Annotated in this window: 20 protein-coding genes; 9 read left to right on the forward strand and 11 right to left on the reverse strand. The window is 65.1% G+C overall.

Annotated features, from left to right (window positions below; genetic code table 11):
• Window positions 1–4: 4 nt before the first annotated feature.
• The 10 genes from QGG75_18910 to QGG75_18955 are packed head-to-tail and all read right to left on the reverse strand — an operon-like array spanning window position 5 to window position 10,227.
• Entirely contained in the window at window positions 5–691 is a 687-nt protein-coding gene (locus QGG75_18910; protein MDP6069299.1) for a 3-oxoacid CoA-transferase subunit B, read from the reverse strand.
• Entirely contained in the window at window positions 688–1,359 is a 672-nt protein-coding gene (locus QGG75_18915) for a 3-oxoacid CoA-transferase subunit A (protein MDP6069300.1), read from the reverse strand. Before QGG75_18915 ends, QGG75_18910 begins: the two co-directional genes overlap by 4 nt.
• A 20-nt stretch (window positions 1,360–1,379) precedes the next feature.
• Window positions 1,380–2,834 carry a pyruvate carboxylase subunit B gene (locus tag QGG75_18920; protein MDP6069301.1) on the reverse strand — a complete coding sequence of 485 codons (1,455 nt, stop codon included), beginning with the start codon at window positions 2,832–2,834 and terminating at the stop codon, window positions 1,380–1,382.
• Window positions 2,834–3,295 (reverse strand): acetyl-CoA carboxylase biotin carboxyl carrier protein, encoded by a 462-nt coding sequence (gene accB, locus QGG75_18925; GenBank protein ID MDP6069302.1) that lies wholly within the window; start codon window positions 3,293–3,295, stop codon window positions 2,834–2,836. The genes QGG75_18920 and accB overlap by 1 nt, the downstream gene beginning before the upstream one ends.
• A gap of 58 nt (window positions 3,296–3,353) precedes the next feature.
• Window positions 3,354–4,202, reverse strand: coding sequence for a homocysteine biosynthesis protein (locus tag QGG75_18930; GenBank protein MDP6069303.1), 849 nt, complete (start codon window positions 4,200–4,202; stop codon window positions 3,354–3,356).
• Window positions 4,202–5,539 carry a (Fe-S)-binding protein gene (locus QGG75_18935; protein MDP6069304.1) on the reverse strand — a complete coding sequence of 446 codons (1,338 nt, stop codon included), beginning with the start codon at window positions 5,537–5,539 and terminating at the stop codon, window positions 4,202–4,204. The genes QGG75_18930 and QGG75_18935 overlap by 1 nt, the downstream gene beginning before the upstream one ends.
• A 5-nt stretch (window positions 5,540–5,544) precedes the next feature.
• Window positions 5,545–6,870 carry a methanogenesis marker 16 metalloprotein gene (locus tag QGG75_18940; GenBank protein MDP6069305.1) on the reverse strand — a complete coding sequence of 442 codons (1,326 nt, stop codon included), beginning with the start codon at window positions 6,868–6,870 and terminating at the stop codon, window positions 5,545–5,547.
• A 12-nt stretch (window positions 6,871–6,882) separates the two neighbouring features.
• The gene (locus QGG75_18945; protein ID MDP6069306.1) at window positions 6,883–7,644 is read right to left on the reverse strand and encodes a UPF0280 family protein; all 762 of its coding nucleotides are present in this window, start codon (window positions 7,642–7,644) and stop codon (window positions 6,883–6,885) included.
• The gene (locus tag QGG75_18950; protein ID MDP6069307.1) at window positions 7,616–8,089 is read right to left on the reverse strand and encodes a 4Fe-4S binding protein; all 474 of its coding nucleotides are present in this window, start codon (window positions 8,087–8,089) and stop codon (window positions 7,616–7,618) included. The genes QGG75_18945 and QGG75_18950 overlap by 29 nt, the downstream gene beginning before the upstream one ends.
• Entirely contained in the window at window positions 8,086–10,227 is a 2,142-nt protein-coding gene (locus QGG75_18955) for a molybdopterin-dependent oxidoreductase (GenBank protein MDP6069308.1), read from the reverse strand. The genes QGG75_18950 and QGG75_18955 overlap by 4 nt, the downstream gene beginning before the upstream one ends.
• A 290-nt stretch (window positions 10,228–10,517) precedes the next feature.
• Here QGG75_18955 and dctP point away from each other — a divergent pair, with 290 nt between their 5' ends.
• From dctP to QGG75_18985, 6 genes are all read left to right on the forward strand, one after another.
• Entirely contained in the window at window positions 10,518–11,825 is a 1,308-nt protein-coding gene (dctP, locus tag QGG75_18960; protein ID MDP6069309.1) for a TRAP transporter substrate-binding protein DctP, read from the forward strand.
• Between the two features lie 155 nt (window positions 11,826–11,980).
• Window positions 11,981–12,517, forward strand: coding sequence for a TRAP transporter small permease (locus tag QGG75_18965; protein ID MDP6069310.1), 537 nt, complete (start codon window positions 11,981–11,983; stop codon window positions 12,515–12,517).
• Between the two features lie 11 nt (window positions 12,518–12,528).
• A complete protein-coding gene (locus QGG75_18970) occupies window positions 12,529–13,824 on the forward strand; it encodes a TRAP transporter large permease (GenBank protein ID MDP6069311.1) in 1,296 nt (431 codons plus the stop codon).
• Window positions 13,825–13,941: 117 nt separating this feature from the next.
• Window positions 13,942–15,711 carry a sulfoacetaldehyde acetyltransferase gene (gene xsc / locus QGG75_18975; protein MDP6069312.1) on the forward strand — a complete coding sequence of 590 codons (1,770 nt, stop codon included), beginning with the start codon at window positions 13,942–13,944 and terminating at the stop codon, window positions 15,709–15,711.
• Window positions 15,708–16,760, forward strand: coding sequence for an NAD(P)-dependent oxidoreductase (locus QGG75_18980; GenBank protein MDP6069313.1), 1,053 nt, complete (start codon window positions 15,708–15,710; stop codon window positions 16,758–16,760). The genes xsc and QGG75_18980 overlap by 4 nt, the downstream gene beginning before the upstream one ends.
• Window positions 16,744–17,643: a GNAT family N-acetyltransferase gene (locus tag QGG75_18985; protein MDP6069314.1), complete on the forward strand. Its 900-nt coding sequence runs from the start codon at window positions 16,744–16,746 to the stop codon at window positions 17,641–17,643. Before QGG75_18980 ends, QGG75_18985 begins: the two co-directional genes overlap by 17 nt.
• Before the next feature lie 224 nt (window positions 17,644–17,867).
• Here the strand turns inward: QGG75_18985 and QGG75_18990 are convergent, their stop codons facing one another.
• Window positions 17,868–18,866, reverse strand: coding sequence for an ABC transporter substrate-binding protein (locus QGG75_18990; GenBank protein ID MDP6069315.1), 999 nt, complete (start codon window positions 18,864–18,866; stop codon window positions 17,868–17,870).
• Between the two features lie 116 nt (window positions 18,867–18,982).
• On the opposite strand from QGG75_18990, the gene QGG75_18995 reads away from it, so the two are divergent.
• From QGG75_18995 to QGG75_19005, 3 genes are all read left to right on the forward strand, one after another.
• Complete coding sequence (locus QGG75_18995) at window positions 18,983–19,660, forward strand: TetR/AcrR family transcriptional regulator (protein MDP6069316.1); 678 nt, start codon at window positions 18,983–18,985, stop codon at window positions 19,658–19,660.
• 92 nt (window positions 19,661–19,752) lie between these two features.
• A complete protein-coding gene (locus tag QGG75_19000; GenBank protein MDP6069317.1) occupies window positions 19,753–20,853 on the forward strand; it encodes a dihydrodipicolinate synthase family protein in 1,101 nt (366 codons plus the stop codon).
• Window positions 20,854–20,888: 35 nt separating this feature from the next.
• Window positions 20,889–21,911, forward strand: coding sequence for an epimerase (locus QGG75_19005; protein ID MDP6069318.1), 1,023 nt, complete (start codon window positions 20,889–20,891; stop codon window positions 21,909–21,911).
• Window positions 21,912–21,962 lie beyond the last annotated feature (51 nt).

Genomic DNA, 21,962 nt, shown 5'->3' on the forward strand with positions numbered 1-21,962 from the left:
AGGTTCAGAGCTCCGGGCAACAGAGCGGCGCGCAGTCGGCAGCACGTTGCAGCGGCGCCCCGGTGCGGGCCTGCAGGGCCCCGAGATCCATGCCGTCGAGCATCTCGCGCACCACCAGCCCGTCGTCGCCCACATCGATTAGCGCCAGATCGGTGAAGATGCGCTTGACCACGCCCGGCCCGGTCAGCGGCAAGGTGCATTGGTCGAGGATGCGGGGCTGTCCGTCGGGGTCACTGTGCGACATCAGCACCCAGATGTTGCGCGCCCCGGCGGTCAGGTCCATGGCGCCGCCCACGCCCGGCGGCTGGCTGTTGTCTTCGAGGCTCCAATTGGCGATATCGCCATGCCGCGATACCTGGTAGGCGCCCAGCAGCCCGTAGTCCAGATGGCCGCCGCGGATCATGTCGAAGGCCTCGGCCTGGTTGAAGATGGCGGCCCCGGCAAGCAGGGTGACCGGTTGCTTGCCGGCATTTATGAGGTCCCAGTCCTCCTCCCCCTCGGGCGGTCGCGGCCCCATGCCCAGGAGGCCGTTTTCGGTGTGGTAGAGCACTTCTTTGTCGGCCGGCATGTGGTTGGCTACCAAGGTCGGCAGGCCGATTCCCAGGTTGACGTAGCTGCCGTCCGGAATCTCCCGGGCCGCCCGCCAGGCGATCTGATCGCGGCTCAGGGGCTGGCTTCGGAGCCCACTCATCGGCGCTCTCCCGTAGGCACCACGCGGTCGACGTAGATGCCTGGTGTCACCACCTGTTGGGGTTCGATCTCCCCCAACTCGACGATCTCGCGAACCTCGGCGATGCAGAGGTCGCCGGCCGCCGCCATCATGGGATTGAAATTCCGCGCCGTGTGACGATAGGTGAGATTTCCCCAGCGGTCTGCGCGGTCGGCCCGGATCAGGGACACGTCGGCCCGCAGGCCATATTCGAGGACGCACTCGACGCCGTCGAAGGTGCGAATCTCCTTGCCTTCCGCGAGCCGCGTGCCGATGCCGGTGGGCGTGTAGAAGGCGGCGATGCCGGCACCGCCGGCCCGGATGCGCTCAGACAGCGTGCCCTGGGGGACCAGCTCGAGCTCGATCTTTCCCTGGCGGTAGAGATCGGCGAAGACCACCGATCCCGCCGTCCGCGGAAAGGTGCAGATGACGCGGCGCACCCGCCCCTTGGCCATCAGGGCGGCCAGGTCCTGCTCGCCGCTGCCGGCGTTGTTGGCGATGACGGTGAGGCCGCTGGCCCCCTGTTCGACCAGGGCGTCGACCAGGTTGACCGGATTGCCGGCGGTGCCGAAGCCGCCGATCATTACGCTTGCGCCATCGCCGATGTCGGCAACGGATTCGGCAATGGATGCCATCCTCTTGTCGATCATGGGCCCGGCCTATCCCGGCGCTATTTCCACAGCTCGATCTTCAGCGCGCCCTTTTCGATGGAGACGTGGGGCAGCGTGGAGGTCGAGGCGATTTCGCGGATCAATTGGAGATCCGGCGATTCGCCAGGGGCGTGGTCAGGACCTTCCGCCGCCGCCGCAACGATCTCGTCGACCAGGTTGTCCGGGAAGGCCTGGCGCAACAACAGCTCGTCCTCGCCGGCGGCGGGGTAGCGCCGGCGCAGCCCTGGCAGTGTGGCCTCGGGCTCTCCACCATAGGGCAGGATGGTCTTGGCGCCGTTTTCCATGATGCGGTCCAGCACCTCGGGCGCCACCGGTGCCAGCAGCTTGCCGTAATGCCCCAGCGCATATTTCTTGACCTCGTCGGGAATTCGTTTGTAGCGCTCCCCCTCGATGACGTTGAGGGCGGCCTGGACGCCGATGAACTGGGAGAACGGCGTGACCTGGATGGGCCAGCCCAGTTCCTCGCGCACCCGGGTGCTTTCGCTCAGCACCTCGTCGACCTTGTCTCCCAGCCCGGCCGCCTCGAGCTGGGCCACCAGGTTGCTCAGCACCCCACCCGGCACCTGATGGCCGAAGTTGGAGGCGTCGAAATCCTGGGGCCGGCCCAGCGGCTTGTCCTCGGCCAGGGCGATGGCCTCGAAATGCCGGCTGACCTCGTCGATCAGGCCGTCGTCCAGGTCAACATCGTAACCGAGATAACGCAGGTTGCGCGCCGTGGTCTGGACCGACGGTGGGGCGTTGCCGTCGGCGATGGGCGAGATGCAGGTGTAGAGGTGGTCGACGCCCTGCTTCACGGCCTCGATCTGGGTGCGCTGGGCCAGGCCCACCAGGTTGTGCACGTGAAGGCCCAGCGAGACCTCGCCGATTTCCCGCTTCAGCGCCGGCACTAGGGTGGCGGCGCGCTCGGAGGTCAAAATTCCGCTGGTGTCCTCGATCATCAGCGCATCCACCTGGCAACGATCGAGGAACTCGCGGGCCTTCTCGACGTAAAGCTCGTCGGTGTGGATGGGGCTATCGCTGAAGATCAGCCAGCCCGTGGTGTGGGCGCCCAGCTTCTTGGCGTGCAACAGGCTGTCGACCAGGTTGTCGAGATCGTGCAAGCCGTCGAAGGCGATGAAGCGGTCGATGCCGTTGGCCATCAAGCGCTCGACCCAGAGGCAGGCGATGTCGGTGGGTTGCAGCTCGAACGAGAGCGCGCATTTGCTGCGGATCAGGGCCTGCAAGGGGGTTTTGGTCATGCGTTGCTTGAGCGCACGCAGGCGGGCCCAGGGGTCTTCGGCGAGGAATCGCACGCAGGTATCGAACTGCACCGCGCCCATGACCTCGATCACATCGAAGCCGGAGCGGTCCATCTTTTCCGCCACCGGCAACATCATGGGCGTCGACATGCGGGTCGCCCACAGGCACTGATGGCCGTCGCGCAAGGTGGTGTCGACGATCTTCACTGCCGGCATCAGTCGGGCTCGATCAGGATCAGCGGCTGGTCGTAGGCCACCAGGGCGCCGTTCTCGACCAGGATTTCCTTGACCGTCCCCGAGACCCCGGCGGCGATCGAATTGAAGAGCTTCATGATCTCGATCAGGCAGACGGTGTCATCGGCCGCCACCCTGTCGCCGACCTCGCAGAACGGCGGCTCCTGGGGCGCGGGCGCGCGGAAGACGGTCCCCACCATGGGCGCGGAAACCACGAATAGGCCCTCGGGAACCGCCACGGGCGGTACTTCGACCTGAGCCGCCGGGCTCGCCGGGCTCGCCGGGCTCGCCGGGTTCGCCGGGGGGGCGCCGGCCAGCGGTGCCAGGGGGCGGTTTTTGCTGGCCCTGATGCGCAGGTCATCGAACTGGATATCGACTTCTTCGTAGGCCGATTCCTCGACGATCTCGAGGATGCGTTTGATGTCGCTGATGGTTGTCGGCATGTCAGGGCGGCCCCGGTGGGTACTAGTCACCGCGAGTGTACATGGTTTTGTTCGGCATCTACTTTTCGAGTTTCATGTCCGAATCGGTCAAGAGGAATTCCTGGGCCATAATCAGTTCCATCAGGTGTTCAGCCAGCTCGATCTGCGCCGATTTCGCGCCCGCGCCCTGGGCCGCTGAAAATTGCCCTTGCCACCAACCGAAGAGGCTGGCGAGCATGGCCTGGTCGAGAACCGGAACCGCCAGCGCCACGCTGTTGCACAAGTCGCCATTGCCGCCGAGCAGGGCGGAATCCATGTCGAACATCTCGGCCGTGAGGGAGAGCGACGGCCGTTCGGGCGAGGACCGCGTGCCGCGGCTGATCACCGTGCCCTGGGCCTTGTTGAGCAGCACCCTGCTGCCGGCCCGGATGGTGCCGAAAAGCGCCACCGACCCGGAAGCGGGGAGAGGGGAATCGTAAACGTACATTCTGGCGAATTGAAGCTGCCCTATGGTGAATTCGGATCGGTAGGTGTCTCCTTCCACGGACAGGCATTCCACCTCGATTTTCTTCCCCTCGATCAATTCGAGCAGCAAGTCGGAACCGCTGAATGTCGATTCCGGGTCCTTGCTTTCCTGGTCGGCGAAGACCAGCGTATCGACCAGGCCCAGGCGTTCGTTGGGGGCCGGGCCGGGAAAGCCCTGGATGCCGTTGAGCCAGATCTTTTCCGCCCGCGTGAACACCCCCCGTTCCGCCACCGGCACCACCAGCATGGCCGACGAGCCGGAGATCGGCGCCTGGTAGGCAATGGTGACGACGTCGACGTCTTGGGATGTGTTCCGGCCCAGCTCCGCCGCCGTCACCACCTTGGCCTGGCCGGCCTCGATGCGGGCGTTGATCAGGGCGATGTCCTTGCCGCCGGCCGGCATCAGTTTTCCCCTGAATCCCAGTCGGGGGTGATGGCCTCCGAGATGTGCACCACGCGTTGGCCGAGTCCAAAGCGTTCGATGTTGTCGATAAGCTGGATCAGGCATCCCGGGCAGCCGGTGACGACGACATGGGCCTCGCTGCGGGCGATGGACTGGACTTTGGTCGCGGCGATCTGCCGTGAAAGCTCTTGGTGCTCCAGGCTGAAGGCGCCGGCGAAACCGCAACAGCCGTTGTCGTCCGATTCAATGAATTGTTCGCCGAAGACGTGGCGCAGGATTTGTCGCGGCTGATGGCGCACGTCCTGGTGAAAGGCCAAATGGCAGGGTTCGTGGTAGGTCACCCGGGTGCCCTCGGGCAGCGCCGAACGGAAGGGCAGGGGTTTGAATTCGGCCAGCTCCAACAACAGTTCCGAAATGTCGCGCACGGCGCCGCCGAAGGCTTCGAAGCGCTCGCGCTCGGCGTCGCTGTGCGCCAGGTTGCCGGCCCAGCCTTCCTTGAGGGTGGAGCCACAGGTGGCGCATCCGGTGACCACCAGGTCGGCCTCGAGAGCGGCGAAAACGTCGAGGTTATGAAGCGCCATGCGGCGCGCTGTTTCCAGGTCGCCGGCGGCCAGCAGGGGAATGCCGCAGCAGCTCTGATCCTGGGCATAGACGACCTCGACACCCAGGTGGTTGAGTGCGCCGATCAAGGCCTTGCCCACTTCCGGGAAGCTGAACTCGGTGGCGCAGCCGGGGAAGAAAGCGACGCGAAGGTGGCGATCCTCGCTGCCCTTCGCGGGCGCATGGATGTCGCCGATCTGCTCGCCCAGGAACTTGCCGGCGATAGCGGGGAAGTGCCGCCCGCCCAGGCCCGGGAAGAACCAGGGCAGATGGCGGATCTTGCCGGCGGCCTCCGACGGCAGGTGATGGATCTTGCCGTCCGCTTCGCGGCTCGTCGGCAGCATCCATTGCCAGCGCGCCGCCGTCCGCAGCGCCTTGGCCAGGCTTTCCTTGTCCTTCATCAGCCTGCGGAAAAGGGTTCTTTTGACCATGGGCAGCCCGTTCTGGCGCACCAACTCGGCCCGCGCCGCCATGGTCACGACGTCGGTGCGGATGCCGTGCGGGCAAACCGTGGTGCAGCGCCGGCAGAGCAGGCATTTGCTGAAACGATCCCGAACTCCCGCGATCAGTTCGTTGTGGTCGTCAAGCACCTCCTTGAGCAGATGGTTGCGCCCTCGCGATACGTAGTTCTCATCGGGCTCCCTGGCGTAAACCGGGCAGGCCTGGAGGCACAGGCCGCAGGCCACGCACTTCTCCGCCTCGTCGCGAATGCGTTCTATTTGGGCCAGGCTAGGCATCGCTCTCAGAGGTTCCAGTGTTTCATTTCCAGGGAAGAATCGTTGAGCAGGAAAGCGCCTTCATCCATCAGCTCCTTGAGGTACTCGGTGAGGATCTGGGCGCGCCGGCGGTTGGACTGGCGGAACAGCACCGGAATCCGGCGCCCGAAGGCCGGGATGTCGCCGATGCTTCCCTGGGGCACCTGCCCCTTGCCGGTAAACGCCCCGCCCAGGCAGTTGGCCGTACAGGCACCGCAGGCGACGCACAGGCTCTGGTCGATTTCCTTCTGGCGCCACGAGATCGCTCCCATGGGGCAGTAATATTCGGCCGGGCACTGGAAGGCGCAATGGATGCAGCGCTCGGCCAGGAACTCGACCTCCAGGGGGGCGCCTTGCCAGAGATCGGCGTAGGTGGCGTTGACCAGCGGGATGCGATCGCCGATGTCGGCGATCTTGAGGGCGATGTTCTCGTCCAGGCACCACGACAGGTCGGCGATGACCTCGGCATCGGTGATGGGAAAGGGCACGGCGATGCCGTTGGTCACCTCGACCCCGAAGCTGGTCTTGAAACCGCCCATGAACTCCGGATCCATGCCGAACATGTCGGCCGCCAGCGAGATCGCCCGCATTCCCGGAGTGCTGCGCGTGCCATAGCCGATCAGGGTTCCCGGCACCTTGTTGACGAGGATTTTCATGCCCGCCTTGAGGACCTTGGCACGGCGGTCGTTTTCCAGGGGATTGAGCTCGCCGCTGCCGCTCGCCGTCATGCCCTTGAGCCGCGGCATCGGCCGGCAGGCGAATATCGACTTCGGATTTTGGCGATACGAGGGATGGTCGTTGACGTTGGCGAAGGCCGTGTAGTTCTGGTAGTCGTTACGGAAATTGTAGAGGCGGGCGAAATCGAGATCCTCGATGGTGAACGATGTCAGGATCGTCCGGTCGTCCGTGGTCAGGCATTCGACCTCGATTTCCCGGCCCTCGACGATGTCGCGCAAAAGGTGGCCGCCGCCGTAGCGGCCCGGATAGTCGACGCTCTCCTCGGTGCCGAAAATCACCGTATCGACTTTGCCCGTGCCTTCGGCGGGGTGGGAGCCGGGAAAACAGGGGACGCCGTTCAGCCACATCCGCTGGGCTCGGGCGAACGCGCCCGCGGCGGCCACCGGGATGACCAGCATGGCCGAGGTTCCCGACATGATGGCGCGGGTGGCGGTGGTCACCACGTCGACGTCCGAGACCTTGAACTTGTAGCCGTTCCTGACCTCCTTCTTGAATTCGCTGGCCGTCATGACGACGGCATCGCCGCGCCTCAGCTTGGCGTTGATCTCGGCGATGGTCTTGGTTTGGGAAGACATCAGTGCGCTCGCTCAACCGGCCAGCTCGATTTGGCCCCAGGCCGCCAGCTTTCCGCCGGCCACGATGACGACGCCGTCAACGCCGATCTGCCGAGCCCGGGCGACGCCGACGGCAAGATCGGCCGGCCCTTGGACGACGTTGGCGACGGCGGTGGCGGCGGCATCGGCCAGCGCCGCCGAGGGCGCCACCGCCATCACCGCGTCGGCCCGGCCAAAACTCAGCGAGGGGCCCGTGGTTCCCGACGAGGTGCCTATGCCAAGGGCCTCGGGTGATGGCGGCAGGGCGATGCGCATGCCCTCGAATTCCGAGTCCTCGGCCAGCAGCAGCATCTGCCTCGGGGCCAGGGAGCGGACGAAGATATCCCCACCGTTCTCGACGATGACGTCACGGCTCCGAGGCCCGAGCTCGCGGCCGACGAATTCGGCGATGGCCCCGGCCACGGCCGCCATCGGTCCGACGCCGGCCTGGGCACCGGCGGCGATCATGGCGCCGACGATGTCAGGCGCCGCCGCATCGCGCTCCAGGGGAACCAGGGCCCTGGCGAAATTCGGATGGCCGGCGATGTATTGCTCGATTCGCGCCCGGTAGCGCCGCACCAGGGTGTCGGCGCGCTGGTCCAGATCGACCATCGCCGAGACCAGGATATCCGTCTCCTTGACCCGCACCCGGGCCGCCACCAGATCGCCCGAGGCCACGGCCTGGCGATAGGCCGCGGCGCCCAGGGAGGTGGGCGGGAAGCGCCCATCAGCGCTCGAAGGGCTTGATCTCGACATCTCCCATCTCGCGCAGGCGTTTCTCGTTGAGGGCGAAGGCGATGTCGGACGGGCGCCCGAAGAAGATCGTCTTCATGGTGCAACGGGTGGCGCAGGCCGGCCACAGTCCCTGTTCCAGGCGGCCGGCACAGCTGTCGCACCAGGCCTTGCCAGTCCAGCGCTGGCGGCTGGAAGGACAGGTGATCCAGAAATTGTAGTCGTCTTGGTACTGGCACGGGGTTTCGCAGTGCCGGCAGGCCAGCGGCAGCACGAAGGTCGGACCGCCGTCGTCCCCGGCCACCAGGATGGGCCGGAAGGCGCCGTGTTCCAACTGGCAGGCCAATTGGCAGGCGCCGCAGGCGATGCAGCGGTCCAGGTCGACCATCATGACTAGCTCGTCAGGATCGCAAAGTCCCGGGTCGAAGGTCTCCTGCCCCATTTGCTGGCCGACGAATACGAGCTTCATGGGCGCATTCCTCCGGCCTCGAGGAATTCGATCAGCCGGTGGCGCGCCTCTTCCCCGTCCTGCTCCGGCCGGCGCACCAGCACCCGGGCAAAGGGATCGGCGGCCCTGGCGAACAGGGACCGCGGATGGAAGGCGTCGAGACCGTGCGGGCACCAGACCACCCGGGGATCGAGGCGGCTGTCGGGGCACGAGGTGCCGCTGATGCGACCTCTTTCGTTCTCGACAACCACCGGCTCGCCGCTGCCGATGCCCAGCAGCTTGGCGATTCGCGGATGCAGCCGCACCGGCGGCGGCGCCGTGGCGCGGTCCACGTCGGAGACGAAAAACCCGAAGTCCCGGATGGCATCGACCAGCACCCCGGTGGTCAGCATCAAGGGCATGTGGTCGTCTTCGTCGTCGGCGTCGCGGCCGGCTATGGCCGGATAGCCCACCTTGCCCGTGGGCGTCGGGAAGCGCCGGTCGCTTAGCGGGTAGGCCCGGCGGCGGCGGAACAGGATGTTTCGGCCGCGCACGTCGCCGCGGCCGAAGCGGTCCTCCTCGAAGTCGAGGTCGCCCTCGTCGACGGAGGGCCACAAGAGGCCGCCCGGCGGGTTCTTTTCGGGATCGAGAGCCGCCACCGAGGCGGCCCGGGTCAAGGGGTTTCGCTTGAGGAAGAAGTCGGCGGCGGCCCGGGCATCGACGCCGCCGTCGTCGCCCAGCCAGGGGAGGGCAGCCGCCAGCCCGCAGGCGCCGGCCAGATCGGTCCAGAATTCGAGCCCCGAGCGGCATTGCTCCGGCGCTTGTGCCACGGCGTTGCACCATTGCAGGGCGCGGCCGTTTCCCGTGGCCACCAGGGCGGAATGCTCGAACCAGGAACTCATCGGCAACGACACCTGGGCGCGCTTGCGGGTGTCGTCGGCATAGGACGAGAGATGCACGACGAAGGGAATCTTCTCGAAGGCCTGCCGCGTTTGCCGCCCGCCGGCCAGGTCGGCGTAGGGGTTGCCGTGGCAGATGGCGGCGCCGACGGCCGTTGCCGGGTCGAGAAGAATCTCTTCCAGGCTACGCCCCGGGGCGGTGTTTTGCGGCGCCGAAAACGGCGAGGCGCTCAGCAGGTTCAAGCCGCCGCCGGGAATTCCCAGTGACCCCCGCAGGCAGACCAGCGCCCCGGCCAGGCACAGTTCCTCGTCCGAGAGGAATTGCCGCGTGCCCCAGTCGGCGGCCAGAACCTGCAACGGTTTGCTGCGCCCGATCAGCCCGGCCGCCTCGAGCAATTGCTGCGCCTCGAGCCAGCAGTCGGCGGCCACGCGGTCCGGCGGGAACAAGGCTACCTCCCTTTCGAGACGGCCGAAGTCCATGTCGTCGAGAGAGTTCCGGTCGATCCCGTCCTGGCCATAGAGCAGGTGAATCAAACCCTTGAGCGCCGTGGCGTGACTGCCCGGTTTGACCTGCAGGAACAAGTCAGCCTTGGAAGCCGTCATGGTTTCCCGGGAATCGATGACGATCAGGGCGGCGCCACGGTCGCGGGCGTCGATCACGGGTCCGAAGGTGATGGGGTCGGAGGCGGCCGGGTCGGAGCCAAGAACCACGATGCAGCGGCTGTTGCACCAGTCCCGTGGCGAATTCGTCAGCAACTGCGACGCGGCAACGCCGAACATCTCGCTGATCTTTCCGCTAGCGCCGAAAGGGCTGGGAAAAGATGTATAGGGATTGTTGGGAATGGCCAAATTCTCACAGAACCAGGCGCCCGCCAGCAGGTGATCCGTGGGCGCCGTTTCCGATCCGAAGACGAAAATCGATTCCTTGCCGTGCTTCCCGGCAAGCCGCAGAAGGGCTTGAGCGGTGAACTCGATTGCCTCCGGCCATGCCACAGTCTTGAACGGCGCGTCCGGGCTTTCCCTGATGCCGAGTTCGGTCAGCCTGTGCGGGTTCTTCAGGTGATAGAGGCCGAGCAGGCCCTTGGGGCAGAAAGACCCCTTGTTGGCGGGGTGGTCCTCGTCGCCGAAAACATCGACGATCTCGTCGCCCTTCAGGAAAACCTTGATTCCACATCCCGCCGGACAGCCGCAGCAGGTCGTCCTGCGCAGCGTGTCGTAGGGCCGAACAGATTCCTGCTTTTTGCCGAGGGTCGTCCGGGTTTGCTTTGCCACAGCGCTCATTTCACAAGTCTTGTGGTCTTTCACTTAAGCTCGATCCTGCCGCTTCGCCGGATACTTGGCAAGCCAGCAGGGGCGCCGTCCCCGCAACAATCGGGGCCTTCGAGGAAGACCACAATATCTCTAGGGCAAATTCCGTTGGACGTTCGGCAAGGCAACACCTAATCTGATGGGTATCGCTGACGTCATTTTACTTGCGGTTGAGATTGGTTTTTCTCACACGGTAGCGTCGGCGTTCGTTGGCGAGGGGAGCGCGCAACGAAGACAACACCAACAAACAAGGGGCCGATGCCATGAAAAAGATACCGGAGTTCGTCAGCACCAAGGAATCCGCGGCCAAGGTAAGTCGCCTTTCGGAAGAGGTTCTCGACACCACAGAAGATCTTGAGGTCAAGCTGTCGGGGGTATCTCGGCGCGATTTCATGCGCATCAGTTCGCAATACGGCATGACGGCGACCTATGCCGCCGCCGCGGCCATGGGTGGGATGTTCTCGGCCGAAGCCCTGGCCCAGACCGCCAACACGAAGTACCAGAAGAAATTCGCCACCAAGGCCAAGCATGTCCTGAAACAGGGCTCCGTGTTCCGCTGGGAGCATACCAAAGTGCAGCGCGCCGGAATCTGGGAATTCTGCCAGGATCTCGAGGAACGGACCGACGGTGAGATCCGGGTCGAGATTCTGCCCGGAAATTCGGTCTGCGCCGAGCCGGTCTGCATTCAGAAAACCATGCAGGGCGTGCTCGACATCGGCACCTCCTCGACGCAGAACGCCTCGGGCATCGTGCCCTGGCTGAACGCCTTGGATTTTCCCTACATGTTCCAGTCGGCGGGTCAGATCTATCACTTCCTCTTCAACCCGAAATCGGAGCAACTGTTCCGCAAGGTCTATCGCGAGAAATACAAACTCGAAACGCTGTGGTCGCTCTGTGAAATGCGTCAGCTTTTTATGGGCATGAAGTGGAAGGACAAGCCGCCGATCACCAACATCGGCATGCTGGCCGGCACCAAGAACCGGGTGACCAATACCCAATTGGGCCGCATCGCCATGCAGCTGATGAAGCTGAACCCGGTGCCGGTGGCCTGGGTCGAGACCCTGGACGCCATGAAGTCGGGCCTGATCGACGGCATGGAGACCTGGACCTCGGCCTGCACCGCCTTCAACATGGCACCGGTGGTGTCGCAGTACGTGGGTCTGAAGTTCATTCCCGGCACCGAGCATTCGGCGATCCGGGTGCAGACCCTGGACAAGCTCGGCAGCCGCCTCGCGGAAGAGGTCATGGAAGCCGGCTACCAGGCCCAGGCGAGGGTCATGTACAATAACGAAGCCGGTCTCGTGACGATCTCCGGCGAAACCCCGCATCCCTCGCCGGACAGCATTTTCGGCAAGGCCGGCACGGTGATGAACTTCTTCTCGGACGCCGCCCTCAAGGAAGCCGAGGAGATCGCCAGTCCGACCCGGCCCGAATACAACAAATGGCACGAGAAGCTCAACAAATTGGGCGGCTACGATGTCTACAAGGAGATGTTGCCGGTGGTCCGCGAATATCCCAAGGACAAGCGGGCCATCGATGTCGAGCCCCGTCGTTGGTGGAAATCAGCCTAGGCACTATGGCGGAAAGGGAGGGCGCCCCAGGGCGCCCTCCCGAGTCGTTTTGAAGATGGCGGCGGGCTGATTTGACGCCTTGAGCCGGTGCCGGACGCGGCGGCCGTTAGGCTCGTTGTGGAAATCGATCAACCGCCTACGAAGGGAACGGGATCATGCCGACAAGCGTCAGGAATGCCTTGCGCTGGCTGGACCAGAATCTCGAGAAAACGATCCTGGTCAGCGCCTTCGCTGTCTGTGCCGGAATCGTCGCCGTCGAAGTGTTTCGGCGCTACGTCTTCAAGCTGCAGGCGCCCTGGAGCACGACCATTCCGTCCTACCTGTTTCTCTGGCTGACCTGGATCGGCGCCGCCTATTGCGTGCGCATTCGCACGCATCTCTGTTTCGGCGAAATTCGTGACCGTTTGGCGCCGTTTTGGCAGTTCGTCCTGATCCAGAGCGATTACGCGCTTTATCTGGTTTTCGGCCTGGTGGTGATCTACTGGTCCTACGACCTTGCCGCGCTGCACTACAACATCGAATCCATTGTCCCGGGCACCGACGACCTGCCGAGCTGGATTTTCTACAGCGCCACGCCCCTGGGCTGGGGGCTGCTGCTGTTTCGCGTTGCCCAGAACGTCATCGACGACGTGCGCGATTTCCGCGCCGGCAAACCGCCCCAGGTGCGCGGCACCCTGGCGATCAGCGATTGAGGGGGCGGATCATGCTGACATTATTGATCAGTTTTCTGGCCATGGTGTTCTTCGCCCTGGGCACGCCGATCCTGCTGGTCATTGGCCTGTGGGTCGTGGGCATGCATTTGGTCTTCGAATTTTCCTTGGCCAACCTGGGCGGCACCATGTTCGAAAGCCTCAACAGCTACGCCCTGTTGGCGGCGCCGCTGTTTATCCTGACCGGAGATCTCATCAGTGCCGGCGGCATCGCCAGGCGCATGTCGGATTTCGCCATCGCCCTGCTCGGCTGGTTGCGCGGCGGGCTGGGCATGGCCTCGATCGGCGCGGCCGGCATGTTCGCCGCCATCAGCGGCTCGAACTCGGCGACCACGGCCACCATCGGCTCGATCACCTATCCCGCCATGGTCGAGAACAACTACGAAAAACACTTCTCGGCCGCCACCGCCGCGGCCGGCGGCACCGTCGGCATCATCATCCCGCCCAGCATCCTGTTTATCGTCTACGGCTATTTGATCAGCCTGCCGATATCCGAATTGTTCCTGGCCGGCATCATCCCGGGGATCATGATGGTGGTCGCCATGATGTTGGCCTGCCACCTGGTCAGCCGCAAGCACGGCTATGGCCACATTGCCCGCTTTCGCTGGACGCTGCTTTTCAAAACCTTTCCCGGGGCCGCCATCGGCGGCATGGCCATTGTCGTTGTGCTCTATGGCATCTACAGCGGCATCTGCTCGCCGACCGAGGCCTCGGCGGTGACGGCTGTCTACTGTCTTCTTGCCGGCCTCTTCCTGACCCGCGAGACCAAGTGGCGCAACCTGCACAAGATCTTTTTCCGCTCCGCCATCATCGTCGGCATCCTGATGCCGCTGGTCGCAGTTTCCATCGTCATGCAGGAGATTCTCTCGGTCATGGGCGCCAAGGCCTTCCTCGAGGGCGCGCTGCAACAATTGGGCGGCTACTACCCCATCCTGTTCGCCATGATGGGCATGATCCTGCTGGCCGGGACGCTGCTGGAATCGGTGCCCAATACCATCATCCTGGCGCCTATCTTGGCGCCCATCGCCGCCACCATCGGGGTCGACCCCTTCCATTTCGCGGTGATTTTCCTGATCGGCGACGCCATCGGCTTCATCACGCCGCCCTATGGCTTGAACCTATACGTGGCCTCGGGGATTACCGGCCTGCCCTATTTCAGGATCGTCCGCCGAGTCATACCCTATCTGTTGTCGCTGCTGGCAGTTTGGGTGATCGTGGCCCTGATTCCCATACTGTCCACCTTCATGGTTCAGTTCGCCGGCCTGGCCGGAGCCGGCTTGACGGAATAAGGAACGCGGGCTAGCCCGTCTTGGACCGGCCAATTGGGGCCAACTGGTTCTAACGGCCGGGCTCTCCCGGGGCCACCGTTGGGCTACACTCGTTGCCCCCACCCCAGGAGAAATCCCATGACCCGGATGACGACCGAGGAAGCCTTCGTGAAAGTCTTGCAGATGCATGGCATCGAGCATGCGTTCGGCATCATCGGCTCGGCCTTCATGCCGATTTCCGATCTCTTCCCCAAGGCCGGCATCAAATTCTGGGACGTGGCGCACGAGACCAACGGCGGCATGATCTGTGACGGCTACACCCGTGCCAGCGGCAAGATCGCCATGGCCATCGCCCAGAACGGGCCCGGCATCACCAACTTCGTGACGCCCATCAAGACCGCCTACTGGAACCACACGCCGATGCTGCTGGTGACGCCCCAGGCCGCCAACAAGACCATCGGCCAGGGCGGCTTTCAGGAAGTCGAGCAGATGGCCGTCTTCAAGGACATGGTCTGCTACCAGGAAGAGGTGCGCGATGCCTCGCGCATGGCGGAGGTTCTCAACCGGGTGATCGAGAAGGCATTGCGGGGCTCGGCCCCGGCCCAGATCAACGTGCCGCGTGATCTCTGGACCCAGGAGATCGACATCGAGCTGCCCCAGATCGTGCGCATCGAACGCCCGGCCGGCGGGGCCGCGGCTCTGGCCCAGGCGGCACAGCTGTTGTCGGACGCCAAGTTCCCGGTGATTCTGTCAGGTGCCGGCGTGGTTCTCGGCGATGCTATCCCGGCCTGCCAGGCTTTGGCCGAGAGGCTGGATGCACCGGTGGCCAGCGGCTACCAGCATAACGACAGCTTCCCCGGCAGCCACCCCCTGGCGGTCGGCCCGCTGGGCTACAACGGCTCCCGCGCGGCCATGGAACTGATCGCCAAGGCCGACGTGGTCCTGGCCCTGGGCACCAGGCTCAATCCCTTCTCGACGCTGCCCTGCTATGGCCTGGACTACTGGCCCACCGAGGCCAGCATCATCCAGGTCGACATCAATTCCGACCGCATCGGCCTGACCAAGAAAGTAAGCGTAGGCATTTGCGGCGACGCCAAACTGGTGGCCGAGCAGTTGTTGGCGGGCCTCGCACCGAGCGCCGGCGACAAGGGGCGCGAGGAACGCCAGGCGCTCATCCATCAGAGCAAATCGGCCTGGCTGCAGACACTGAGCTCCATGGACCACGAGGACGACGATCCCGGCACCACCTGGAACGCCGATGCCCGCGAGCGCGATGCCGACCTGATGTCGTCCCGCCAGGCCTGGCGTGCCATCCAGGCCGGCCTTCCCGAAAACGCCATCATCTCCAGCGACATCGGCAACAACTGCGCCATCGGCAATGCATATCCCACGTTCGAGGAAGGGCGGAAATACCTTCCGCCCGGCCTCTTCGGGCCCTGTGGCTATGGTTTCCCGGCCATCCTGGGGGCCAAGATCGGCTGCCCCGAGGTGCCCGTGGTGGGCTTCGCCGGCGACGGCGCCTTCGGAATCTCGATGAACGAAATGACCTCGTGCGGGCGCGACGATTGGCCGGCCGTCACCATGGTGGTGTTCCGCAACTACCAATGGGGGGCCGAGAAGCGCAACTCGATCCTCTGGTACGACAACAATTTCGTCGGCACCGAGCTCAATCTCGACGTGAGCTACGCCAAGATCGCCGAGGCCTGTGGCCTGAAAGGGGTGCAGGTGACGACGTCAGGCGATCTCACGGCGGCGCTGCAAGAGGCCTGCATGGCGCAACAGGGCGGCACGACGACCTTTATCGAGGTCCTGCTCAACCAGGAACTCGGCGAGCCCTTCCGCCGCGACGCCATGAAGGCGCCGGTGGTGGTGGCCGGCATCGATGCGGGCGACATGCGGCCGCAATGAGCGAAACCATCCTGCTCGACCTGGCCGGCCTGCCCTCGGGGTTCAAAGACATCGAGCACCTGGAAGAGGTCATGACCCGGCCGTCCGCGGCCCTGGTCGACGACTTGGGGGCGCTGGATGGCGATATTTTGATTCTGGGCGTCGGCGGCAAGATGGGGCCGACGCTGGCCCGCCTGGCCAGGCGCGCGGCGCCCGATAAGCGCGTCGTCGGCGTCGCCCGCTTTAGCGAGCCCGGGCTGCGCGAGCGCCTGGAAAGCCAGGGCATCGAGACCGTCGCCTGCGATCTGCTCGACCGCCAGGCCGTGGCCGCCTTGCCCAAGCTCGAAAACGTCATCTTCATGGCCGGGCGCAAGTTCGGCACCTCGGGCGCCGAGGAGATGACCTGGGCCATGAACGTGCTGGTGCCGGGAATCGTCGCCGAGGTTTTCGCCGGATCGCGCATCGTCGCCTTCTCCACCGGCTGCGTTTATCCCTACACGGACGTGCTGCACCAGGGCTCGCGCGAAGACGACGGGCCCATGGCGCCGGCCGGCGAATACGCCAACTCCTGCGTCGGCCGCGAGCGCACGTTCGAGTATTTCTCCCGGATCCACGGCACGCCGGGCCGCATCATCCGCCTCAACTACGCCATCGACATGCGCTATGGCGTGCTCCACGACGTGGCGCTGAAGGTCCGTGGCGGCATCCCCATCGACGTGGGCATGGGGCATGTCAACGTGATCTGGCAGGGCGATGCCAACAGCCAGGTGCTGCGGGTCTTGCGCCACTGCACGAGCCCGCCCCAGCCCCTCAACGTCTCGGGCCCCGAGACCATCAGCATCCGGGCGCTGGCGCGGCGTTTCGCGGATCTCCTGCAAAAACCCGCCGACATCGTCGGCCACGAGGCGCCCAGCGCCTGGCTGGTCAACACTGGCAAAGCCAGTGGCCTATTCGGCTATCCCGCGATTTCGCTCGAGCGCATGACCTCCTGGGTTGCCGACTGGCTGGGCCGCGAGTTGCCGACGCTCGACAAACCAACCCACTTCGAGGCCCGTGACGGAACGTACTAAGTTATCCGAGGTGCGGCTGACAACCGCCGACGCCGCCGAGGCGGTGGCGCTGTCGGCCGAGGCCGGCTGGAACCAGACGGTCGACGACTGGGCCCTGATGCTGGATTTCGGCCACGGCTTCGGCCGCCGCCGGCACGGCCGCCGGCGCGGCCGGCTTTTAGCTTCGGCTGTCGTGCTGCCCTATCCGCCGTTCGCCTGGATCGCCATGGTGCTGGTAACCAAGGACTGGCAGCGCCGCGGTATCGCCACCGAACTCTTGCGCACCTGCATCATCGATGCCCAATCCCACGGCCTGGTACCCGGCCTCGACGCCACGCCGGCCGGCAGTCTGGTCTACCGGCCGCTGGGATTCGCAGACGTCTACAGCCTGACCCGCATGCGGGCCGAGGCGGTGGCCGGGGTGGTGGCAGCGGCAGGCTCCCAAGGCCCGATCCGCGCCATGACAGTGGCCGATCTCGACGCGGTGGCGGCCTTCGACCGCAAGCTCTTCGGCGCCGACCGGGGCCAGGTGCTCAGGCACCTCTTCGCCCGCCAGCCCGGCCGCGCCTTCCTGGCCGAGGCGCACGGTGGGGTCAGCGACCCTGTCACTAGTGACCCTGTCACTGGCTACGTGCTGGCCCGCGAGGGCCGCGAGGCGACCCAGATCGGGCCGCTGGCGGCCCCTGATCGGACCATCGCCTGCGCCCTGGCCGCCGCCGCCCTCGAGGGCCTCGAGGGCCCCGTCTACCTCGATGTGGGCGACCGCCACGCCGGCTTCAGCGCTTGGCTCGGCGCGGCGGGCTTCGCCCCCCAGCGCCCCTACACCCGCATGATCATGGGCCGCGCCGAGCCCTACGACGACGCCCACCGCCAATATGCCATCGCCGGCCCGGAGCTGGGCTAGCTAGGTCTCCGTTTTTCGGGACTCAGTTTCGTCCAGAAACCCACTCCGACCCCAGTTTCTAGAAACCCACTCCGACCCCAGTTTCTAGTTTCTGATCGCTGGCCCGGAGCTGGTTGAGCTAAACGAATCGGCACCCGTGGGCCGCCCAAAAAAAACCGGCCACCCGGAGGCGGCCGGCCGGTCAGCCCGGGGGGGGAGGGCCAACCTAGAACAACGTTGGCGCCCTACTTGGGCAGCTTGACGCTCTTGTCGATGAATTCGTTCGAGTAGTGCTGGGTCACGTCGAAGGGCTTGGCCAGGTAGGACTTGAAGATCTCGTAGGACTTGGCCATACGGCCGGGGTCCATGTAGCCGAGCCCCACGCCGGTCGAGATTTCGTCGGTCATGAGCTCCTTGACCAGACCCCAGTTGGCGGTCTCGTTGGCGGCTTTCAGGCCCTTGTTGGCCTTCACCAGGGCCTGGATGCAGGGCGCCGCGTTGGTGGCGCAGGCGTGGAAGGCCTTCTGCGTCACCTTGACGAAGGCGGCCACGGCGGCCCGGTTGCCGGCCAGGAATTTGCCGTTGGCGATGATCGAGTTGCCGTAGGGGTTGACGCCGTGGGCCTTGCCCGAGACGTAACCCATGTCGGCGCCCAGCTTGGCCTGGAAGATGTGGTGGATGTTGTAAAAGGACGTGGTGACGTCGATCGAGCCCGAAAGCAGCGCCGCCAGCTTGGCGTTGGGCTTGATGTTGACCCAGGTTACCGATTTCACGCCGATGCCGACGTTGGTGGCGAAGGCCGGCCACATCTGGCGGGCCGCGTCCCAGGGCGGGTTGCCGATCTTGCGCCCGGCGAAATCCTTGGGCCCCGAGATGCCCTTCGATTTGAGCCAATAAAAGCCGTAGGGCGAGTTGGCGTAGACGTTGTAGACGGCCACCATCTTGCCGCCCTTGGCGATGGCGGCGAAGACCGGCGGCATGTCGGCGAGACCGATCTGGGATTTGCCGATGCCGGTGCGCTGGGCCGAGAAGCCCGAGCCCTTGCCCTGCTCGATGTTGAGATCGATGCCGGCCTTGGCGTACCAGCCCTGGCTCTGGGCATAGTAGTAGGGCGCGTGGTCGCCACCGGCGATCCAGTTGAGAATGAAGTTGACCTCGGTGGCCGCGCCGGCGCTGCCGGCCGAGCCGGCCGCAAACGCAAAAACGACCGCAGCCGCCGCTGCGCTCCTCAGCAGATAAGCCATGTTCCCCCTCCCAAGATGTTTCCGGATCCGTTTGCTCAGCTTACCCGTTGACGCCGCCCGGTACATCTTCTATTTGGAGTAACCATTCGGTTACATAACAACGTATAGGCCGCCGCATGCAGGCTGTCAACAAGATACCGGGGCGACGCGGCGGCGGCAGGGCCGGCTCACGGCGCCAGCCCGAAAAAACCCGCCAGCAGATCCTCAAGGCGGCCCTGGTGGAGTTCTCGCAAAAGGGCCTGGGCGGTGCCCGCGTCGATGCCATCGCCAACCGCGCCGACGTCAACAAGCGCATGATCTATCACTACTTCGGCAACAAGGACGAGCTCTTCAGCGCCGTCCTGATTCACGTCTACGAGGCCTTCCGGCAATATGACGCGAGCCTCACGGTGGCCGATTTGGATCCCGTCGAGGCCATGCGCAAGCTGGTCGACTACACTTTTACCTACGTGCTGGAGAATCGCCATTTGGTGGCGCTGCTCAACAGCGCCAACCTGCACGGCGGGCGGCACTTGCAGAATTCGACCCGCATCCGTGAGCTCTATTCGCCGCTGATCGACATGATCGCGGCGCTGCTGCTGCGCGGCGAGCGTAGCGGCATCTTCCGCACCGGCATCGACCCGGTGAACCTATACATCTCAATCGCCAGTCTGGCGTATTTCTATTTCTCCAACATCCACACCCTCTCGGCCGTTTTCGGCCGCGACCTGGAGGATCCGGCGATGATCGAAAGCCAGCGCCACCACGTCGTTGAACTGGTGCTCGTTTCGCTGCGCTCGGGCGATAGTAACTAAGCAGTTACTTCCCCATTGACTCCTGTCCGCTTTTGGCGATTATCGGCATCGCTGCGAAAAAAAGCTTTGCCTTTCAGCAGGAGGACATCGTCATGGGCCAGCACAAATCGGATATTCCCGCCGAGGTCATGGAGGTGTTGTGGCAAGGCTGCGTCATTCCGGCCCATCCCCTGGCGCTCGACGCCGAACGCCAGGTCGACTTCCGCCGCCAGAGAGCGCTCAGCCGCTACTACCTCGATGCCGGCGTCGGCGGCCTGGCCGTCGGCGTCCACACCACCCAGTTCGCCATCCGCGACCACCGGCTCTATGAGCCCGTGCTGGGCTGCGCCGCCGAGACCGTGGCGGACTGGGCCCAGCGGCCGGTGCTGATGGTCGCCGGCCTCACCGGCCGCAGCGAACAGGCGGTGGGCGAGGCCCGCTCGGCGGTGCGGCTGGGCTACCACGCCGGGCTGCTCAGCCTGGCCGCCTGGAAGGACGTGCCGGAGCCCGAGATCATCGAGCACTGCAAGAGGGTGGCCGAGGAAATCCCGCTGTTTGGCTTCTACCTGCTGACCGAATGCGGCGGTATTCCCTTGTCGGCCGATTTCTGGCGCCGTTTCGCCGAAATCGACAACGTCATCGCCATCAAGATCGCGCCCTTCGACCGCTACGGCACGCTCGACGTGGTGCGCGGCGTGGTCGAGGCGGGTGCCGAAGATCGCATCGCGCTCTATACCGGCAACGACGACCACATCGTCGCCGATTTGCTCACGCCCTTCACGCTGAAGCGGGGCAACGAATCCGTCACCGTGCGCATCCGCGGCGGTCTGCTGGGCCACTGGGCCTTCTGGACCAAAAGCGCCGTCGAGATGCTGGCCCGCATCCACACCGCGGTCGATAGCGGCGCCATCGATCCCGAGGTTCTGGCCCTGGACGCCATGGTCACCGAGGCCAACGGCGGCATCTACGACGCGCCCCACGAGTTCGCCTCCTGCGTCCCCGGCGTGGCCGAGGTGCTGCGCCGCCAGGGCCTGCTGGAGACCACGCTTTGCCTTAACCCGGACGAGGTGCTGGCGCCCGGCCAGCTCGCGGAAATCGACCGCGTGCTGGCCAGCTACCCTGAGTTGGGCGACGACGCCTTCGTGGCCGCCAACCTGGAACGCTGGCTGGGCGAAGGCGATGAGGTCTTGCGGGCCACCGGCACCGGGGACTGAAGATGGCAGCCAGCGAGGCCGTTCTGCATCCTGCCATGTTCCCCGAGAGCTTTGCCGACGAGGACCATCTCGAAGATTTCATGTCGACGCCCTCGCAGGCCCTGATCGACGACCTGGCGGAACTGGACGGCGACATCGCCGTGCTGGGCTGCGGCGGCAAGATGGGGGTGACGCTGGCCCGCATGGTCAAGCGCGCGGCGCCCGACAAAAGGGTTCTTGGCGTCTCGCGCTTCAGCGAGCCGGGCCTGGAGCAGAAGATGGCGTCCTGGGGTGTCGAGACGCAGGCCTGCGATCTTTTGCAGCGCGATGAAGTGGCGGCCATCCCCAAACTGCCCAACATCATCTACATGGCGGGCAAGAAGTTCGGCACCGAAGGCGCCGAATCCTTCACCTGGGCCATGAACACCTTCGTGCCGGGGCTGGTCGGCGAGGCTTTTCCCGAGAGCCGCATCGTCGCCTTCTCGACCATCCTGGTCTACCCCTACTCCAACGTCCACCACCAGGGCTCGGTCGAGGGCGACCCGCCCTATGCCACATCGGGCGAATACGCCAACTCCTGCGTCGGCCGCGAACGCACCTTCGAATACTATTCCCGCACCAACGGCAACCCAGTGCGCAACATCCGCCTGGCCTACTCCATCGACATGCGCTACGGCGTGCTGCACGAGGTCGCCGGCCAGGTCTTCCGTGGCGAGGCCATCGACATCACCACCGGCAGCGTCAACGTGATCTGGCAGGGCGATGCCAATTCGCAGATCGTGCGCACGCTGCGCCACTGCACCAGCCCGGCCACGCCGCTGATCGTCTCGGGCCCCGAGACCATCAGCATCCGGGCCCTGGCCCATTCCTTCGGTCGCCGCCTGGGCAAGGAGCCCAAGTTCACGGGAGCCGAGGCCGAGACCTGCTGCCTGGTCAACGCCGGCCACTCCGCCGACCTCTTCGGCTATCCCATGGTGCCGCTGGAACGCATGGTGACCTGGATCGCCGACTGGGTGTCGGGCGACAAGCCGAGCTGGAACAAGCCCTGCCACTACGAGGTGCGCGACGGGGTTTTTTGAGGCCAAGGAGTTTCATGCGTCACTCCCTCCTAAATGACGCAGCCCCGCCAC

It is taken from the genome of Alphaproteobacteria bacterium, from assembly GCA_030740435.1.
Lineage (GTDB): Bacteria > Pseudomonadota > Alphaproteobacteria > UBA2966 > UBA2966.

Coding starts and splice junctions, on each gene's coding strand:
- QGG75_18915 (MDP6069300.1), bottom strand. CDS start 1,359: ATGATCGACAAGAGGATGGCATCCATTGCCGAATCCGTTGCCGACATC.
- QGG75_18990 (MDP6069315.1), bottom strand. CDS start 18,866: ATGGCTTATCTGCTGAGGAGCGCAGCGGCGGCTGCGGTCGTTTTTGCG.
- QGG75_18955 (MDP6069308.1), bottom strand. CDS start 10,227: ATGAGCGCTGTGGCAAAGCAAACCCGGACGACCCTCGGCAAAAAGCAG.
- QGG75_18995 (MDP6069316.1), top strand. CDS start 18,983: ATGCAGGCTGTCAACAAGATACCGGGGCGACGCGGCGGCGGCAGGGCC.
- QGG75_18920 (MDP6069301.1), bottom strand. CDS start 2,834: ATGCCGGCAGTGAAGATCGTCGACACCACCTTGCGCGACGGCCATCAG.
- QGG75_18930 (MDP6069303.1), bottom strand. CDS start 4,202: ATGCCGGCCGGCGGCAAGGACATCGCCCTGATCAACGCCCGCATCGAG.
- QGG75_18980 (MDP6069313.1), top strand. CDS start 15,708: ATGAGCGAAACCATCCTGCTCGACCTGGCCGGCCTGCCCTCGGGGTTC.
- QGG75_19005 (MDP6069318.1), top strand. CDS start 20,889: ATGTTCCCCGAGAGCTTTGCCGACGAGGACCATCTCGAAGATTTCATG.
- QGG75_18940 (MDP6069305.1), bottom strand. CDS start 6,870: ATGTCTTCCCAAACCAAGACCATCGCCGAGATCAACGCCAAGCTGAGG.
- accB (MDP6069302.1), bottom strand. CDS start 3,295: ATGCCGACAACCATCAGCGACATCAAACGCATCCTCGAGATCGTCGAG.
- QGG75_18970 (MDP6069311.1), top strand. CDS start 12,529: ATGCTGACATTATTGATCAGTTTTCTGGCCATGGTGTTCTTCGCCCTG.
- QGG75_18910 (MDP6069299.1), bottom strand. CDS start 691: ATGAGTGGGCTCCGAAGCCAGCCCCTGAGCCGCGATCAGATCGCCTGG.
- QGG75_19000 (MDP6069317.1), top strand. CDS start 19,753: ATGGGCCAGCACAAATCGGATATTCCCGCCGAGGTCATGGAGGTGTTG.
- dctP (MDP6069309.1), top strand. CDS start 10,518: ATGAAAAAGATACCGGAGTTCGTCAGCACCAAGGAATCCGCGGCCAAG.
- xsc (MDP6069312.1), top strand. CDS start 13,942: ATGACCCGGATGACGACCGAGGAAGCCTTCGTGAAAGTCTTGCAGATG.
- QGG75_18945 (MDP6069306.1), bottom strand. CDS start 7,644: ATGTCGAGATCAAGCCCTTCGAGCGCTGATGGGCGCTTCCCGCCCACC.
- QGG75_18935 (MDP6069304.1), bottom strand. CDS start 5,539: ATGCCTAGCCTGGCCCAAATAGAACGCATTCGCGACGAGGCGGAGAAG.
- QGG75_18965 (MDP6069310.1), top strand. CDS start 11,981: ATGCCGACAAGCGTCAGGAATGCCTTGCGCTGGCTGGACCAGAATCTC.
- QGG75_18950 (MDP6069307.1), bottom strand. CDS start 8,089: ATGAAGCTCGTATTCGTCGGCCAGCAAATGGGGCAGGAGACCTTCGAC.